11 protein-coding genes are annotated in these 17,443 nt (G+C 69.1%); 4 read left to right on the top strand and 7 right to left on the bottom strand.

The window, feature by feature from the left end:
* Window positions 1-24: 24 nt before the first annotated feature.
* The 3 genes from U0R18_RS17330 to U0R18_RS17320 all read left to right on the top strand — a co-directional run bounded on the left by U0R18_RS17330 (window position 25) and on the right by U0R18_RS17320 (window position 3,359).
* The gene (locus U0R18_RS17330; RefSeq protein ID WP_526370638.1) at window positions 25-765 is read left to right on the top strand and encodes an ABC transporter permease; all 741 of its coding nucleotides are present in this window, start codon (window positions 25-27) and stop codon (window positions 763-765) included.
* A gap of 101 nt (window positions 766-866) precedes the next feature.
* Window positions 867-2,081, top strand: coding sequence for a low temperature requirement protein A (locus tag U0R18_RS17325; RefSeq protein WP_526370971.1), 1,215 nt, complete (start codon window positions 867-869; stop codon window positions 2,079-2,081).
* Window positions 2,082-2,345: 264 nt separating this feature from the next.
* The gene (locus U0R18_RS17320) at window positions 2,346-3,359 is read left to right on the top strand and encodes an alpha/beta hydrolase (RefSeq protein WP_526370969.1); all 1,014 of its coding nucleotides are present in this window, start codon (window positions 2,346-2,348) and stop codon (window positions 3,357-3,359) included.
* A gap of 85 nt (window positions 3,360-3,444) precedes the next feature.
* Here the strand turns inward: U0R18_RS17320 and recD are convergent, their stop codons facing one another.
* From recD to U0R18_RS17300, 4 genes are read right to left on the bottom strand one after another with little or no spacing between them, the layout of a single operon-like run.
* Window positions 3,445-5,211 carry an exodeoxyribonuclease V subunit alpha gene (recD, locus tag U0R18_RS17315; protein ID WP_526370636.1) on the bottom strand — a complete coding sequence of 589 codons (1,767 nt, stop codon included), beginning with the start codon at window positions 5,209-5,211 and terminating at the stop codon, window positions 3,445-3,447.
* Window positions 5,208-8,534, bottom strand: coding sequence for a UvrD-helicase domain-containing protein (locus tag U0R18_RS17310; protein ID WP_526370634.1), 3,327 nt, complete (start codon window positions 8,532-8,534; stop codon window positions 5,208-5,210). Before U0R18_RS17310 ends, recD begins: the two co-directional genes overlap by 4 nt.
* Window positions 8,531-11,839, bottom strand: coding sequence for an exodeoxyribonuclease V subunit gamma (recC, locus tag U0R18_RS17305; RefSeq protein WP_526370632.1), 3,309 nt, complete (start codon window positions 11,837-11,839; stop codon window positions 8,531-8,533). The genes U0R18_RS17310 and recC overlap by 4 nt, the downstream gene beginning before the upstream one ends.
* Window positions 11,840-11,871: 32 nt before the next feature.
* Window positions 11,872-13,176, bottom strand: a complete 1,305-nt coding sequence (locus tag U0R18_RS17300; protein ID WP_526370630.1) for a cytochrome P450 — start codon at window positions 13,174-13,176, stop codon at window positions 11,872-11,874.
* A gap of 147 nt (window positions 13,177-13,323) precedes the next feature.
* Between U0R18_RS17300 and U0R18_RS17295 the strand changes: the two genes are divergently transcribed.
* Window positions 13,324-13,866 carry a hypothetical protein gene (locus tag U0R18_RS17295; RefSeq protein WP_526370628.1) on the top strand — a complete coding sequence of 181 codons (543 nt, stop codon included), beginning with the start codon at window positions 13,324-13,326 and terminating at the stop codon, window positions 13,864-13,866.
* Window positions 13,867-13,870: 4 nt separating this feature from the next.
* On the opposite strand, the gene U0R18_RS17290 is transcribed toward U0R18_RS17295, so the two are convergent.
* From U0R18_RS17290 to treS, 3 genes are read right to left on the bottom strand one after another with little or no spacing between them, the layout of a single operon-like run.
* Window positions 13,871-14,326 (bottom strand): SRPBCC family protein, encoded by a 456-nt coding sequence (locus U0R18_RS17290; protein WP_526370626.1) that lies wholly within the window; start codon window positions 14,324-14,326, stop codon window positions 13,871-13,873.
* Window positions 14,327-14,349: 23 nt separating this feature from the next.
* Window positions 14,350-15,657, bottom strand: a complete 1,308-nt coding sequence (locus U0R18_RS17285; RefSeq protein ID WP_526370624.1) for a maltokinase N-terminal cap-like domain-containing protein — start codon at window positions 15,655-15,657, stop codon at window positions 14,350-14,352.
* The gene (gene treS / locus U0R18_RS17280; protein ID WP_526370622.1) at window positions 15,654-17,432 is read right to left on the bottom strand and encodes a maltose alpha-D-glucosyltransferase; all 1,779 of its coding nucleotides are present in this window, start codon (window positions 17,430-17,432) and stop codon (window positions 15,654-15,656) included. The genes U0R18_RS17285 and treS overlap by 4 nt, the downstream gene beginning before the upstream one ends.
* Window positions 17,433-17,443: the final 11 nt, after the last annotated feature.

Below are 17,443 nucleotides of genomic sequence, written 5' to 3'. Positions count from 1 at the left end.
CGGTTGACCCAATTGGGTTCGCGGATGGGCACTTTCGCTCTGGTCGAACTCCAGAAATTGCGGCACGACCGGACCGAGCTGTTCACCCGGATGGTGCAGCCCGCACTGTGGCTGCTGATCTTCGGCCAGACGTTCGCACATCTGCGGGTCATCGACACCGGCGAAGTGGACTACCTGGCGTTCCTGGCGCCGGGGATCATCGCGCAGTCGGCGCTGTTCATCTCGATCTTCTACGGCATCCAGATCGTCTGGGACCGCGATGCGGGAATCCTGGCCAAGCTGATGGTGACGCCCTCACCGGCCTCGGCACTGATCACGGGCAAGGCCTTCGCTGCCGGCGTTCGCTCGGTCGCGCAGGTGATCGGCGTGCTGGTGATCGCCTACCTGATGGGTATCCAGCTCACCGCCAACCCGCTGCGCATCCTCGGGGCGATGGCCGTGGTGGTGTTGGGCGCGGCGTTCTTCGCGTGCCTGTCGATGACGCTGGCCGGACTGGTGCGCAACCGGGACAGGTTGATGGGCATCGGTCAGGCCATCACGATGCCGCTGTTCTTCGCGTCCAATGCGCTCTACCCCGTGGACATCATGCCGCGGTGGCTGAGATACCTCTCGGCGGTCAACCCGCTCAGTTACGAGGTGAACGCCCTGCGCGGCCTGTTGATCGGCATGCCGTCGAACCTGCTCGTCGACGTCGGTGTGCTGGTGGTGGCGGCGGTGCTCGGGGTCGTGTCGGCGTCGCTGCTGCTGCGGCGATTGGTGCGCTGACACGCACGTTTGCCGAATGAGGAACACCACGCCACCATGAGCCCGTGACCGAAGCAGACTCCACGCCGAGCCGCCTCACCCCCGCACATCGCATTCGCCGGATGTCGGGCCGCGACCCGCACGAGGACGGCCGGGTCGCCACTCCACTCGAGTTGTTGTTCGACCTGACGTTCGTGATCGCCGTCGGTGTGGCCGCGTCGCAGCTGGCTCATGCCCTGGCGGCCGGCCACGTCGCTGCCGGAGTGCTCAGCTTCAGCGTCGCGACGTTCGCCGTGTGCTGGGCCTGGATCAACTTCAGCTGGTTCGCCTCGGCCTACGACACCGACGACTGGGTCTACCGGCTGACGACGATGCTCCAGATGGTGGGCGTGGTGATCCTGGCGCTGGGAATCCCCGCGCTGTTCGCCTCCATCGAGCACGGTGAACATGTTGACAACCGCGTAGTGGTCGCCGGCTACATCGTGATGCGGATCGCGATGGCGATCCAGTGGCTCCGCGCCGCCCGCGCGGATCCGGAACACCGGCGTGCTTGTCTGGCCTATGTCAACCTGATCGCCATCGCGCAGATCGGCTGGGTCGCCGCGCTGGTCCTGCACACGTCGGTGGCGACGAGCCTGGTCCTCTTCATCGTGCTCATGTGCTTCGAGATGTCCGTGCCGTATGTCGCCGAGAGACGTCGTGGCGGGACGCCGTGGCATGCCCATCACATCGCCGAGCGCTACAGCCTGTTCGCGATCATCGCGCTGGGCGAAGGCGTGGTGGGTACGGTCGCCACCCTGAGTGCGATTGTGGGCGAACAGGGTTGGAGCATCGACGCGGTGCTGATCGTCGTCGCCGGGGTGGGCCTGACCTTCAGCATGTGGTGGGTGTACTTCGTCGTGCCGGTGGCGCCGGTCCTGCATGCGCGCCGCGAGCGCTCCTTCCTGTTCGGCTACGGCCACATGCCGGTCTTCGGGGCGATCGTCGCCACCGGAGCGGGACTGCACGTCGCCGCCTACTACATCGAGGAGCAGTCCGTGCTCACGGCGACCCAGACCGTACTGGCGCTGGCCATTCCGGTCGGGCTGTACCTGGCACTGATCTTCGCGCTGTACTCCTACATGGTCCGCACCATCGACGTGTTCCACATCGTGCTCGTCAGCCTGGTGGCGATCACCCTGGCCGCATCCGTGGTGCTGGTGTCGGCCGGCGTGGACATGGCGGTGTGTTTGCTGGTTGTGATGCTCGCGCCCATCGTCGTGGTCATCGGGTTCGAACTGGTCGGGCACCGGCATGCCGAGGAGGCCCTGCGGCAGGCGGTCGTCGGCGAACCGTGATCGACGCCGGCCCGCCGGTCTGCTAGACGCCCCTGACCGTGGTGAATGCCGCGCTCCGAAGCCGACGACGGCACTCGACACGCCGGTCCGAGGTCACAGCGCGGTGACGAAAGCGGCTCCGTCGTGACGTCCAATCGTTAGTCAACCGCGATCGCGGATCGGGGTTTCGGCGCACGTTGCGGCGGTAATCACATGCTTCACTTGCGTCACATCGGTCAGACGATTAGTTGGGGTCACACACACAGAGGAGCTGTCGTGAAGGTTGTGCAGAATGTTCGTAGGAAGTTGCAGGGTAGATCCAGGCGCGCGCTGCGGGGCCTGGCCGTCGCGGCCGTCGCGGCTGCCACCCTGCCCGGATTCGCCGGTGCCGTCGGGCACATCACCCCCACCGCCGAGGCATTCTCGCGGCCGGGGCTCCCGGTGGAGTACCTCGACGTGCCGTCGGCGTCGATGGGCCGCAACATCCGCATCCAGTTCCAGGGCGGCGGGCCGCACGCGGTCTATCTGCTCGACGGCCTGCGCGCCCAGGACGACTACAACGGCTGGGACATCAACACCCCGGCCTTCGAGTGGATGGAGAACTCCGGGCTGTCGACGGTGATGCCGGTGGGCGGGCAGTCCAGCTTCTACACCGACTGGTACCAGCCGTCGCAGGGCAACGGGCAGAACTACACCTACAAGTGGGAAACGTTCATGACCCAGGAGCTGCCGACGTGGCTGGCCGCCAATCGCGGGGTCTCGCGCACCGGTAACGCCGCGGTCGGCATCTCGATGGCCGGCAGTGCCTCGCTGAACTACGCGATCTGGCATCCGGACCAGTTCTCCTACGCCGCTTCCCTTTCCGGCTTCCTCAACCCGTCCGAGGGCTGGTGGCCGACGCTGATCGGGCTGGCCATGAACGATGCCGGCGGGTTCAACGCCAACAGCATGTGGGGCCCGTCGTCCGACCCGGCCTGGAAGCGCAATGACCCGATGGTCAACATCGGCCGCCTGGTGGCCAACAACACCCGCATCTGGATCTACTGCGGCACCGGCACCCCGTCGGAGCTCGACACCTCCGGCGGCGGCGTCAACCTGATGTCGGCGCAGTTCCTGGAGGGCTTCACGCTGCGGACCAACATCACCTTCCGCGACAACTACATCGCGGCCGGCGGCACCAACGGCGTGTTCAACTTCCCCGCGAACGGCACGCACAGCTGGGGCTACTGGGGTCAGCAGTTGCAGCAGATGCTCCCGGACATGCAGCGGGTGCTCAACGGCGCACCGCCCGCTGCCTGACCTTCACATCTGGACCGCGAGCGTCCGTGTTTGTACGCGCCCAACGGCGTGTCACCGTACAAACACGGACGCTCGCGGTATTTGGTCAGTGTTGGGTCAGCCGATGCGCCAGACCGCTGGCCCGCACCACCCGCCGATCCAGGGCCGCGCGCACCTCGGCCGTCGTGCCCACGATGCGGACCTTCTCCTTGGCCCGGGTGACCGCGGTGTAGAGCAGTTCCCGCGACAGCAACCGCGAATCCTCCGGCGGCATCAGCACCGTCACCTCGTCGGCCTGACTGCCCTGACTCTTGTGAATTGTCATGGCGTGCATGGTCTCCACCTCCGACAGCCGGCTGGCGGCGAACTCCTGCACCCGGTCGGCACCCGCGACCGCCACCCGCAGGCCCCCGTCGACGAGGAGGCACACCCCGGTGTCGCCGTTGTACAGACCCAGCCCGTAATCGTTGGCCGTCACCAGCACCGGCCGGCCCAAATACCATTGGGCCCAGAATGATTCGCCCGTCTCCTCGGCCAGCCACCGTTCGACCTGCTGGTTCCAGTGCCGCACTCCCGACGGCCCATCCCGGTGCGCGCACAGCAACCGGTGCCGGTCGAGGTGGGCCAGGGCCGCGGCCGGATCGCCGGCAGCCGCCGCGGCCCTGATGCGCATCGCGTTGGCCACCAGCAGATCCCGCAGCGCCGCGGTGGGTTGCGCGGTGTCCACGAACTCGACGTGCGGGCCGCCGGCGGCCAGCAGGCCCAGCACCCCGTCGGCGTCACCGTCCCGGATGGCCTGGGCGAGTTGGCCGATCGAGGCGCCGAACCGGTGCGAGGTCCTCAGCTCGGCGATCCGGACGTCGTCGCGCCCACCGAGACCGTCGACCAGGTCGGCCAGCACCGCGCCGGCCTCCACCGACGCCAGCTGATCCGGATCGCCGACCAGGATGAGGCGGGTCTGCGGCCGGACCGCCTCGAGTAGCCGGGCCATCATCGTCAGCGACACCATCGACGTCTCGTCGACGACGATGACATCGTGCGGCAGCCGGTTGCCCCGATGATGCTTGAACCGCGCCGAGGTGCCGGGACGGTACCCGAGCAGTCGGTGCAGCGTGACAGCCCGCAGCCCACTGACCCGGGCGCGATCGGCCGCGCCCAGCAGCCCGACCTCGACGCGCACCGCCTCCTGCAACCGCGCGGCCGCCTTTCCGGTGGGCGCCGCCAGCGCGATGCGCGGCCGGGGCCGGCCACCGAGTTCGGCCTGCTCCATCAGCAGGGCCAGCAACCCGGCCACCGTGGTGGTCTTACCCGTTCCCGGGCCGCCGGTCAGCACGGTGGTCCACTGCGACAACGCAATTCGGACCGCTTGGCACTGCTCCTGCGAGCCGGGCCGGCTGAACACCCGGGCCAGTCCTGCCTCGAGGACGGCATCGTCCACCGCCGGCGGTGCCGGCCGCTCGGCCAGCAGGTCGGCGCATACCTGCTCCTCCTCCCGCCAATACCGGTCCAGGTACAACAGCCGGTCCTGATAGAGCCGCAGCACCGGCGTCTCCCCCAGCAGCGGGCTGCCCCGCAGTACCGCGAGCCACGCCGTGGGATCCGGCCACGACAGCTGCGGGTCGAGCGGGTGGTCGAGTTCGCCCGCCACGGTGGTCAGATCGACACACACCGAACCGGACCGCAGCGCGCGGACCGCCAGGGCGAGTGCCAGCGCGGCGGCCTCGCCGGCTTCGCCGGCCTGCATGCACAACCGGGTGGCCACGTGCACGTCGGCCGAATCCAGCACCCCGGCGTCGTTGAACGCGCGCAGAAGTCCGCCGGCGGTGAGACTGCGGCGCCAGTGCAGCGCGTCCTCGGGCATCGGCGCACTCATGACCCCACCTGCCGTCCGTCGAGCAGATCGGAGAGCGCGACCACCAGATCGGCCGGTGGCCGCCAGCTGAACACGCCGGTCGGATGTCCGTCGACCACGGGAGTATCGGCACCGCACATCCCCCGCAGGAACAGGTAGAGCACACCGCCGAGATGTCGCTCCGGCTGGTAGTCCGGCAACCGCCAGCGCAGGAACCGGTGCAGCACAATGTTGTACAGCAGCGCCTGCAACACGTAGTCCGAGTGCATCATCGCCGCGGCCAGCCGGTCCGGGGTGTAGTCGCCGGCCACCGACGGCGACTGCACGTCGCCGAGCCGGTTGGTCTTGTAGTCCACCACCACGTACCGGTGCCCGGCATCGCCGTCGCGCACCCGCAGCACCGCATCGATGGATCCCGAGAGATACCCGCGCAGCTTGGCCGGACCCAGGCCCGGGCCGCGCAGTCGGTCGGTGTACGCCCGCATCGGGTCCGGCGCCGGCAACAGCTGCGCCAGCACGTCGGCCATCCGGCCCAGCGTGACATCCGGCGCCACCCGCGTGAGATCACCTCCGGCCAACGGGATTTCGAACTCCAGTTCGCGCAGGCGGTCGCTCAGGGCAATGTCGCGCAGGGTGAGACCGGCGGCCAACGGGCCGAGCGGGGTGTCATGCACCGGCACCAGGGCCTCCGCGATGGCCTGCGGTGGGGCCGCCACCGGCCACCAGCTGAAGTGCCGGTCCACCGCCGCGGTCAGTTCGGCCGCCAGGTCCTCGGCCCGCGGGTCGGCGGTCTCGAGCACCGCGTGCACCAGCGATCCGAAGGTGGCACCGCCCGGTAGGTCTGCCATCGGCGACGGCAGATCGAATCCGGGTACGCGTGAATCGGCGGATAAGGCCGGCACGGAGGGAACATCGGAGACCTCGTCGTCCTTGATCGTGATCTCCGGTTCACTGCCGACTCCGGGGCCCCGATCCTCGGCGGCACGCACCAGCGCCGAGTACGACGTGCGCCGCCAGTCGACGTCGACGCCGCGGGCGAACGTGCGCACCGCCAACTGGCCCGGCCCCGCCCCCGGTTCCAGCGCCGGCGCCGATTCGATCACCGACTCCTCGACAACCGGGCCGCCGGCAGCCTGCCAGGCCGAGAACCGTTGCCGTACCTCGTCATCGGTGATCCCGGGTGCACAGCTGCCGGGCACCGACAGCTCCCCGGGCAGCCTGCCGCGCAGGAGTCGGGACAACCCGCCGTGCACCTCGTCACGGGACGGCCCCCACCATGCCACCACCTGGGACTGTGCCCGGGTCAGCGCGACGTAGGCCAGCCGCAACGTCTCCCCGGCGGACTCGGCCGCCGCGCGTGCGGCCGCCGACGCATAGTCCGAACTACCCTGGCCGCCGACGTGCAGACAGCGGTTCGTCGCGTCGTCGTGGAACAGGAAGCGGTCGCCGATCAGGATGTTGCGGTTGAACATGAACGGGAGGTAGACCACCGGGAACTCGAGCCCCTTGCTGCCCCAGTAGGTCATCATCTGGACCGCGGCGGCGTCGCTGTCCAATCGCCGATTACGCTCGGCGGCAGTATCTTTGGTGTCCCTTCGGGCGCGCAGCAGTTCGGCCAGCGCCGGCAGTGCCAGGCCGTCACGGTGCACCGCCGTCTGCAACAGGTCAGCCAGGTGCGCCAGGTCGGTCAGCCGGCGGACACCGCCGGGCCGCCCCAGCACCCGCCGGCCCATCCCGGCCAGGTTCGCCGACTCGTACACCGCGGCCACGCCGTGCAGCCGGGCCCGGTCGGCCCAGTCGCGCAGCGTCGCGGCCAGCCGGTCGGTCAGCTCGTCACCACCGGCGGCCAGGGTGGCGCCGGACTCTCCGAAGAATGCCGTCAGCCCGGCCGCGCGGACCAGTGCGGGCCGGTGGGTCTGTTCCATCGCCTCGATCAGACACAGCCAGTCCGCGGCGGCCGGCGACGCGTAGACATCGGAATCGCCCGAGTAGACGACGGGAACACCGGCCCGGTCGAACGCCTCGCGGCAGGCCGCCGCGTCCCACCGGTTGTCGACGATCACCGCGATGTCGCCCGCGCTGAGCGGCCGGCCGTCGAAGGTCGCTCCGCTGCCGAGCAATCGGGCGATGTCGGCGGCCATATCGGCGGCAATGTGTTCACGCAGGCCGCCGATGGGCACCATCTTGGTTCCCGTCCTGCCGAACGGTTCGCGGCCCACCACCCGCAGCCGGAACGGGTGGTTGCGTGGTGCGCCGGCGAGGCGATGGCCCGGCCGCTCGGCGGCCACGTCGACGACGACGATGTCCGGGTCGCCCAGCTCGGTACCCCCGATGACGGTGTGCACGGCGTCGAGCAGCGCCCGGTCGGTGCGCCGGTTGACCGCCAGGGTGTGCCGCTCACCGGCCGTCCCGGCGGCACTCAGATAGGTGGCGACATCACCGCCCCGGAAGGCGTAGATGGCCTGCTTGGGGTCACCGATCAGCACGACGGTGCTCACCCCGACGAAGGCCCGCTCGACCACCTGCCACTGGATCGGGTCGGTGTCCTGGAACTCGTCGACCATCACGATGTCCCAGCGCTGGCGCATCCGAACCCGTGCCGGCGCGTCGACGGGTTCGAGCGCCGCCGCCAGGCGGCCGAGCAGGTCGTCGTAGCCCTGGATCCGCAGCCGGCGCTTGCGCGGCTCGAGTTCGGTCAGCACGCGATGCACGAACTCGACGCGTACCGCGGCCGCGGAACCGGCTGGCTCACCCACCGGATGGATTGCCGCGCCCGGGTTTTCGACCGCCAGCTTGGCGATGTCGTAGGCCTCCCGGCGGGTCAGCGGCGGCGGCGTCTGCTGCTGACCGAACTGGGCGAGGTACACGTCGTCGACGATCTCGCCGATCAGATCCGCCAGGGATTCGACCAGGGTCACCTCGGCGTCGGCGTCGCCGGCGACGCCGAGCGACTTCAGCACGATGTGGCAGAACTGATGAGTGGTGGCGATGGTGGCCGAGTCGAAGTTGGCCAGCGCGTGCCGGAGCCGCGCGGCACGCCGCTGCCGTTCCGCGGCCGGCACCTTCAGCAGATGAGCGATCAGGTCGTTGGGGGGCTCGTCGGGCGGGGTGTCCAGCAGTTCGAGCGCCTGCAGCAGTTGCGCGCGCACCCGTTCGCGCAACTCCCGGGTGGCGGCGCGGCTGAAGGTCACCAGCAACATCTGGTCAAGTGCGGCAACACCTTCGGCGACGTAGCGGGTGACCAGCGCGGCCAGCGCGAAGGTCTTGCCCGTGCCGGCGCTGGCCTCGAGCACCATGGTGGACCCCGGCTCAGGCAGCGGACCGTAGAGGTCGAACGGCTTCATGCCCGGGGCTCCCGCTCGGCGGACAGCAGCGGTGTCCAGATCCGGGTGGCCAGCGCGCCCAACCGGGTGGTTTCGCCGCGGATCTCCTCCCCGGACCGTGGCGGTGTCAGCAGGGCACTCAACGGCGCCCGCTCACCCCAGGCCCGGGCATGGGCATCGTCGCCGTTCTCGGCGAATTCTCCACCAGCCCAATGAAATTGGGCCTCACGTTCCGGGTCGTCCCGGGTCCGGCGCGCCACTGCCCACGCATATGACGTCTTCAGCGGGATCGGGAGCGGCTCACGCAGGCCCGCGTCGTAGATCGCCACCAACTCGGCCAGGAGCTCGGCGGCCGGGCGCTCGGGCCGCCCGAAGGCCCGCACATCGACTCCCCCGTTGCGGCCCCGCCGGCCGATGCAGACCGCGGTCCAGTCCGTCTCCGGCGCGGCCGCGAACAGTGCGAGCAGCCGGATCCAGGCCTGCAGCAGATTCTTGGGGCCCAGCTTCGAGTACCCGACCGCGACGTACCGCGCCCCGTGTACCGGTGTGACGGTACCGGTGAGGCGGCGGTCGGGTCCGACGGCCAGATCCAGATCCACGGATGACTCGGCGCCGGTGCGGTATCCGAATGCGGTGGCCGCCAACTGATTTGCGTCCTCCCCCGCTTCACGGGCGATCCGCCAGCCGAGCTGGCCGGGGGGCAGCTGACCGCGTCGCCATTCGGCTTCCCGCGCCCACTTCGCGTCGTGCCCGCGCAACATGTCCTCGAGCATCCGGTTGCCGACCGCCCAACCGGCCAGATTGTCCATCTCGACCGGGATGGCATCGTCGAGCACGTCCGATTCGGACGGCAGCGCGATCGCGAAGTCCCGGAAGAACCCCTTGACCGGGTGGTTGTAGAAGCCGAGCAGTTCGTCGAGCGCGACGTCGGCGAGCTGCCGCGGCGGCAGTGCGGCAGCGAGGAAGTCGCGGTCGGGGACCGGTTCGGGCCGGCCCGCGGCCTCGGCGGCCACCAGTGCGGTGACGTCGAAGGTGAACGGTGTGGTGGCGGGCATCCCGAGGGCGCCCGGCGTGACGTTGCGGGCGTCGAACGGTTGCAACGGATGCGTGGTGACGATCGTGTCCGCGATGGGTACCGAGGTGGTGCGATCCAGGGTGTCGAGCACCTCGGCCAGCGGCACGCACGGGGGGTGGCGCCGGCCCGTGTGTTCGTCGGCGCCGGTGTAGGTGACGACGAGTGTCTCCTGCGCGGCGCCGATGGCGTCGAGCAGCAGTTGCCGGTCCTCGGAACGGATGTCGCGCTCACCCACCACCGGGCGCCGGGCCAGGACATCGTCGCCGTCGGGCGCACCGACCCGGGGGAACACACCGTCGTCGAGACCGACCAGGCAGACCACCCGATGCGGCACCGAGCGCATCGGCACCATGGTGCACACCGTCAGGCTGCCGCTGCGGAAGTTGGCCCGGGTGGGCCGGCCGCCCAGCCGGCGGCTCAGCAGCGAGCGAATGTCGTTGATGTGCAACGATATCGACCCGCGCCCGCCGGCGTCCGCGACGATCTCGGCGAACTCCCGGTGCAACTGGCCGCTCTGCCAGCCATCGGCGGCCCCCACCCGGGTCAGCCGGTCGACGCCGTCGCCCAGCAGGTCCATCCAGTCGGCCAGCCGATGATCCCCCGACAGTGAGTCCACCGTCCACTGCACCCGGTCGACGAACTCGGCGAATCGGCCGACCAGTTCGACCTGGTTACTGCTCACGTCGTCGAGCGGCAACGTCGACCGCAGCCAGCCCTCCGAATCGTCGGACATGGCCACTCCGCACAACACCCGGTCCAGACCGAAGTGCCAGGTGCTGTGCACGTAGGCCTCCAGTCCGTAGGGCCGCCGGTGCTCGGCGTCGAAGCCCCACCGGATCCCGGATTCGCGCACCCAGCCGTTGATGACGTCGAGATCGTCGTCGGTGAAGCCGAAACGGCTACGCACCGGCCCCATTTCGGCCAGGGTCAGGATCTCGCTCGCGCTGGCCCGACCACCGACCAGGTCGAGCAGCCGGGCGGTCACCGCGAGCAGCGGATTGGTCTGGGTGGGTGCACGATCGGCCAGCCGAACCCGCAGCCGGTGGGCCGGGTGACCGTCTCCGGCCTCGGCCAGCCCGAATCCGGCGGTGATCAACGGGGCGTAGGTGTCGATGTCGGGACACATCACCAGGATGTCGCGCGGCTCGAGGGTGGGGTCGTCGGCCAGCAGACCGAGCAGCACATCGCGCAGCACGTCGACCTGCCGGGCCGGGCCGTGGCAGCTGTGCACCTGGATCGACCGGTCGCCGGGCCGCAGGGTCCGTCCCGCGGGCCGGACGGCGTCGGCGCTGATATCGGACTGCAGCCAGCCCAGTAGGGTGTCGGGTCGTGTTGCACCACAACGTGTTTCGTCTTCCGCTGCGGTATTGGGGAGCACCCGCTGGAGCTCGCGGACGTCACGTGCCAGAGTGGTCAGCAGGGGGTGGCCACCCCGGTCCTCGTGGGCGGCCAGGTCGCGGGGCACCCGGCCGCGCACATCCGCCAGACGCTGCCACATGGCCGCGCTGGGGTGCGGGATCCACAGGTGCACATCATGATTGGTGGACAAGGCGTCGAGCAGCTCGATGTCGGTGGTGGCCAGCCGGGTCTGGCCGAACAACGACAACCGGGGCGGTAGCCCGGCACCCGACGCGCGCAGCGTGGCCAGCACGCGGGCGTGGCGGAGGTGCGGCGGATCGCCCGGGATCCGGGGGATCAGCGCCCGCCACAGTTCGGGTTGCCAGGCCAGGTCGGTATCGATCTCGGCGCCGAGCCCGTCGCTGTCGATTCCGTCGGTCCAATCGGCCAGCAGTTGCGGACGCTGCGCGGCGTAGGACGCGAACAGCGCGGCCACCCGGCGTGCCACCGCATGCCGGCGCCCGACCCGCAGGTCGGCGTCCGCACCGCGCTGGCCGTAGCCGAGATGTGCGGCCAGTCGGGCGCACCACGGCTGGCCGGCCGACGCGTCGATGGTGTCCAGCAGCGCCCAGACCAGCCGGTCCGGCGACCATGGATCGTCGTCGGCGGTACCGGTGAGGTCGGCCACCAGCGACCGGGGCGTGCGGAACTCGACGCCGGCGCACACCCCGTCGGCACCGGTTCCACGACCGAGCCGGTGCGACAGCCGCTGCGACAGCCAGCGCTCGATCCCGGGCGCGGGCACCAGGACCAGTTCGGGCGCGAACGGGTCGGCCTGCGGCGCGGCAAGCAGATCACCGAGCCCGTCGGCAAGCAGATCGGTCCGCTCGGCGCGGTGAACATGGAACGCCATCACCGCTCAATGTAGAGGCCGACACCGACAGATCAGGCCGGCGGTGTCCACCCGACCTGGAGTCGCTTGATGCCATGGATGAAGGCCGACTGCAGGATCGCCGGCTCGTCGACCGCCACGATGTCGGGCACCTGATCCCGCAGTTCCTCGAAGGCCACCCGGATCTCGCGCCGGGCCAGGTTGGCGCCCAGGCAGAAGTGGGTCCCGCCGGCGCCATACCCGAAGTGCGGATTCGGGTTTCGTCCCACATCGAACCGCCACGGATCGTCGAACTTGGACTCGTCGCGGTTGGCGGAGTTGTACCACATCGACACCTTCTCGCCGGCACGCATCCGCACTCCACCGAGTTCCACGTCCTCGGTCAGGGTTCGCCGCATGAAGATCACCGGCGTCGCCCAGCGCACGATCTCCTCGACGGCGGTGCCGGCCAGGCCGTCGAAATCCGACCACCATCTGGCCTTCTCGTCCGGGTAGCGGCTCAACGCGACCATGCCGTGGCTGATTGCGTTGCGGGTGGTCTCGTTACCGGCGCCGGACAGCAGGATGAAGAACGACGCGATCTCCGCCGACGTCAGGCGCTCACCGTCGACCTCCGCCTGCACCAGGTTGGAGGTCAGGTCGTCGCGCGGATGCGCCCGCCGGGATTCAGCGAGCTCGATGCCGTAGGCGGCGAGATCGAGGATGACCTGGATGATCTCGTCGCGGTTGTGTGCCACCTCTTCGTCGCCGGCGCCCAGCAGGACCGTCGTCCAGTGGTAGACCTTGGCCTCGTCCTCCTCGGGGATGCCCATCATGTCGCAGATGATCTGCAGCGGCAGCGGGCCGGAGACGGCCTCGACGAAGTCGGCGGTCCCGTCGGGATGGTTCGCGATCATGTCGGCGACCAGTCGCTGCGCCCTGATCCGGACGCTGTCCTCGATGCGGGCCACCATCTTCGGCGTGAAGGCCCGGTTCACGATCGACCGCAGCCGCTGATGCCGGGGATCGTCGAGATTGATGATCGACCCGCCGAACTCGGCGACGGCGGGGTCGATCTCGGCCAGCGTGGTGCTGGCCGGCACCGAGCTGAATATCTCGGGGTGCCTGCTGGCATGGTGCACGTGTTCGAACGTGGTCAGCGCCCAGTGCCCGGGGCCCGTTTCGAAGCCCGGCAGCTTGGGCACCTCGAAGAACTTGATCGGCGCCTCGCGGCGCAGTGTCGCGAACGCCCCGTCGCGCAGATCGTCGTCCCGGGACCAGAAGCGTCGTTTTCCCAGGTCGACATCGTCCAACGGAACATTCGGCGGTGGCGTCCCGTTCTGGCGGCCGCCCAGGCCGGCACCGATCGTCGTCGTCATGCGCACCTCCCCCGATGGCACCGAGAATCTCGCATCAGTATGACATTCGTCACTCTACGGTGTGTCGCTGGCGGCTCGCGGACGCGCGTCCGGGTATACGCCTGTGAAAATCGGGACAGGTGGGGCTTCGTCTGTCAGTCTCTTCGTGTGCCCCGCAAGCCGCTGCTCGTGCTCACCGCGACGGTGGTCGTCGTCGCCGGTGCGCTGGGTGCGGCGGCCGCGCTGCACCGGGCCCGGGTGGCGGTCGAGCAGGACATCTCGCGGCCGGTGGCCGTCGGCGACTGCGTGGTGGTGACGACCGGCGCCGGCGATGCCGTGCAGACCCGTCGGGCTTCCTGCGCGGATGATCCCAGCTACACGGTCGGGGCGATGACCGACGTGTCGGGAAGCTGCCCCACCACCGAGTACCAGCACTTCGCGGCGCCGGTCGCCGACCGGGCCACCGCGGGGCTGTGCCTGGTCCCCAACCTGGTGGCCGACCACTGCTACCGCCTGGGCATGCCGATCGGGGTGGTCGAGAAGGCCGCATGCAGCGATTCGCGCACCGGGAGTCCCGACAGCGGACTGCTGGTGCAGGTCACCCGCCGCCTCGACGTGCACGACCAGAGCGCGTGCCCGGCCGGCGGCGGCAGCTACGCCTGGCCGTATCCATCACCCGCACGGACCTACTGCACCGCCACGCTGTTCTGACAGCTCAGGGCTTTTCGAGCTCCGCCTTGATGCGGTTGAGCGTCGTCGTCATGTCCCGGCGGTTCCGGCGCGTGCGCAGCTGCCCGCCGAAGAGCCCGAACAGCGTCGTGAACAGGCCCTCGTTCATTCGGAACGACTCGGTGACGTCCGTGCCGTCGCCGGCCGGCGCCAGTTCGTAGAGCCAGTTGTTGACCGCCCGATTCCCGGCGAGCACCTCGAAGCCGAAGGACCGACCGGGCTCGCACGCCGTGACGCGGCACGTCGTCCAGTAGATCGGCCCCATCTCGTTGCGCTTGACATGGCCGCGGAACTTGGCGCCCAGCGCGGGGCCGGTGGCGCCGCCCAGCCACTCCGACTCGAACACCTCCGGTGAGAACCGCGGGGTATTGCGCACATCGGAGATGACGTTCCACACCGCTTCGGGCGGGGCGGCCATGTGAACGGTCACGGCAGCATGCATGTTGAGATCCTCTCGAGCACAGGTCATTCCAGCAATCGTGCGATGGAGCGCAGCGGGATGGACAGCCACGACGGACGATACCGGGCCTCATAGCCCGCCTCGTAGACCGCCTTGTCCAGTTCGTAGGCGGCCAGCAGATCGGGCGACGTTCGCGGATCCGCCCCGGCCACCTTGGCGTACCCGTCGCAGAACGCCTCCCGGTTGCGGTCGGTCCACTCGCGGGCCCGGGCGGCCAACTGCTTGTTGCCCTCCTGACCGACCAGCGGCTGATACGCGGCGTACTCGTAGGAGCGCAGCATTCCGGCCACGTCGCGCAGCGGCGAATCCGGCCGCCGGCGCTCGGCGATCGGCGCGCCGGGTTCGCCCTCGAAGTCGATCACGAGCCAGGTCTCGGGTGTGCGCAGCACCTGCCCCAGATGCAGATCGCCGTGGATGCGCTGCACGGTGATCGGCACATCGCGCAGGGCCTCGAACCGGGCGCGGATCGCATCGGCGAACGGCTCCAGGGCGGGCACCACGGCCCTGGTCGAATCCAGCCGGCTCAGAGCGGTCTGGACCGGGAACGACGACGTCGACGTGCCGAGTTGCTCGGCCAGCGTCAGGTGTACCGATGCGACGGCCTCACCCAGGCGGAAGGACTCGGCGGCGAAATCTCCACCCACCTCGTCGGCGTACAGATCGCCCTCGGCATACAGGTCGCGCGCACTGGCGCTCGCCATGTCCCACCCCTCGGCCGAGTTCGGCGCGAACGCCGTCACCATGCCCAGCGGGAAAGGCTCTGCGTCCCAAGTTGTTTCGTAGCTGCCGAGCAGCTTGGCCACGTTCGGGTCACCGGCCCGGCCGAGGGCACGATTCAGCTCGATATCGGGATTGATCCCCGGGGTGACGCGGCGGAACACCTTCAGGATCGCGCGCTGGCCGAAGATCACGCTGGTGTTGCTCTGCTCGGCGCCGAACACCCGGGGCGGTTCGTCGACGGGCAGATCCACCAAGGGTTCGGCACTGAACGTCACCTCACCGCGCACCGCCGAGCCCTCCATCAGCGTCATGAGGAACCGAGCGGCATCGGGATCGTAGAGCGCGTCGAAGCCGATCCGGCCGTCCGCGGAGCCGATCTCGGCTCGCTCGGCGTATTCGGGGACCGGTTCGATGTCCCAGCTGACCAGCACCTGGTAGCGCTCCGAGGTGCCGTCGGCGTACTGGGCATCGACGAGCATCAGGTCCAGATTGTCGCGCAGCGCAACGACCGAAGTTGCGGTGGCCGAGATCAATTCCCGCCCACCGGCGAACCATCGTTGGGCGGGCAGCCATTCGGCGAACGGCAGGCTCATTGCGCGCCTCCCTCCTGGGTGCCGGCGGCGGGGTCGAGTTGGCAGAGCTGAAACCAGTAGAACCCGTGACCCGGCAGCGTCAGCAGATACGGCAGCTGGCCGATCGGCGGGAAGTGCACCCGGCCCATCAGTTCCACCGGGGTGTAGCCGTTCCACGGCTGCAGATCCAGCTCGATGGGCTGCGGGAACCGCGACAGGTTGTTGACGCACAACACGATGTCGTCGGCGCCCCCCGCCGGCGCGCCCTCCCGGACGAACGCCAGCACCGACGGATTCGAGCCGCCCAGCTCCCGGAAGGTGCCGGTGGCGAACGCGTCATGACGCTTGCGCACCGAGAGCATCCGTCGCGTCCAGTTCAGCAATGACGCCGAATTGTCGCGCTGGGCTTCGACATTCACCGAGTGGTAGCCGTAGATCGCATCCTGGTTGGGCGGCAGGTACAAGCGACCGGGTGTGGCGGTGGAGAATCCGGCGTTGCGGTCGGGAGTCCACTGCATCGGGGTGCGCACGCCGTCGCGGTCGCCGAGCCAGATGATGTCGCCCATGCCGATTTCGTCTCCGTAGTACAGCACCGGCGATCCCGGCAGCGAGAGCAGCAGCGCGGTGAACAACTCGATCTGATTGCGATCGTTGTCCAGCAGGGGCGCCAGCCGGCGGCGGATGCCGACATTGGCCTTCATCCGCGGATCCTTGGCGTATTCGGTGTACATGTAGTCGCGCTCTTCGTCGGTGACCATCTCGAGGGTCAACTCGTCGTGGTTGCGCAGGAAGATGCCCCACTGGGCCAGGTCCGGGATCGGCGGAGTCTGCGCCAGTATCTCCGAGATCGGGAACCGGGATTCCCGCCGCACCGCCATGAAAATCCGTGGCATCAAAGGGAAATGGAAGGCCATGTGGCATTCGTCGCCGCCGGTGGCGGGGTCCCCGAAGTACTCGACGACATCGGCGGGCCACTGGTTTGCCTCGGCGAGCAGGACCCGGCCGGGGAACTCGTCGTCGATCACCTTGCGGCAGTGCTTGAGGAAGGCGTGCGTCTCGGGCAGGTTCTCACAGTTGGTGCCGTCGCGTTCGAACAGATACGGCACCGCGTCCAGTCGGAAACCGTCGATACCCAGACCCAGCCAGAACCGCAGAACGTCGACCATCGCCTCCTGCACGGCCGGGTTGTCGTAGTTCAGATCGGGCTGATGGCTGAAAAACCGGTGCCAGTAGAACTGCCGACGTACCGGATCGAACGTCCAGTTGGACTCCTCGGTGTCGACGAAGATGATCCGGGCATCCGGATAGCGCTCGCTGCTGTCGCCCCAGACATAGAAGTCGCCGTAGGGGCCACCGGGATCACGGCGGGACTCCTGGAACCACTGGTGCGAATCGGAGGTGTGATTCATCACCAGGTCGGTGATCACCCGGATGCCGCGCCGGTGCGCCGCGTCGAGCAGGGCCACGAAGTCGTCCACCGTGCCGAATTCGGGCAGCACCCGGTAGAAGTCACGGATGTCGTACCCGCCGTCCCGCAGCGGTGAATCGTAGAACGGCGGCAGCCACAGGCAGTCCACCCCGAGCCATTGCAGGTAGTCCAGTCGGTCGATCAGGCCGCACAGGTCCCCCGACCCGTCGGAGTCCGAGTCGTAGAACGCTCGTACCAGCACCTCGTAGAACACGGCCTTCTTGAACCAGGTGCGGTCCTCGGGCAGGATGCGGGCCTGCGCGAAGTCCTCCGCGTGGGGATGGTCGACGAAACCGTCCTCGGGTTGTTGCATCGTCACCGGATCCATCGCTCGTCTCG

The organism is Mycobacterium sp., assembly GCF_046330795.1.
GTDB lineage: Bacteria > Actinomycetota > Actinomycetes > Mycobacteriales > Mycobacteriaceae > Mycobacterium.
The sequence above is the reverse complement of the archived record's forward strand: the minus strand, read 5'-3'. Positions and strand labels throughout refer to the sequence as shown.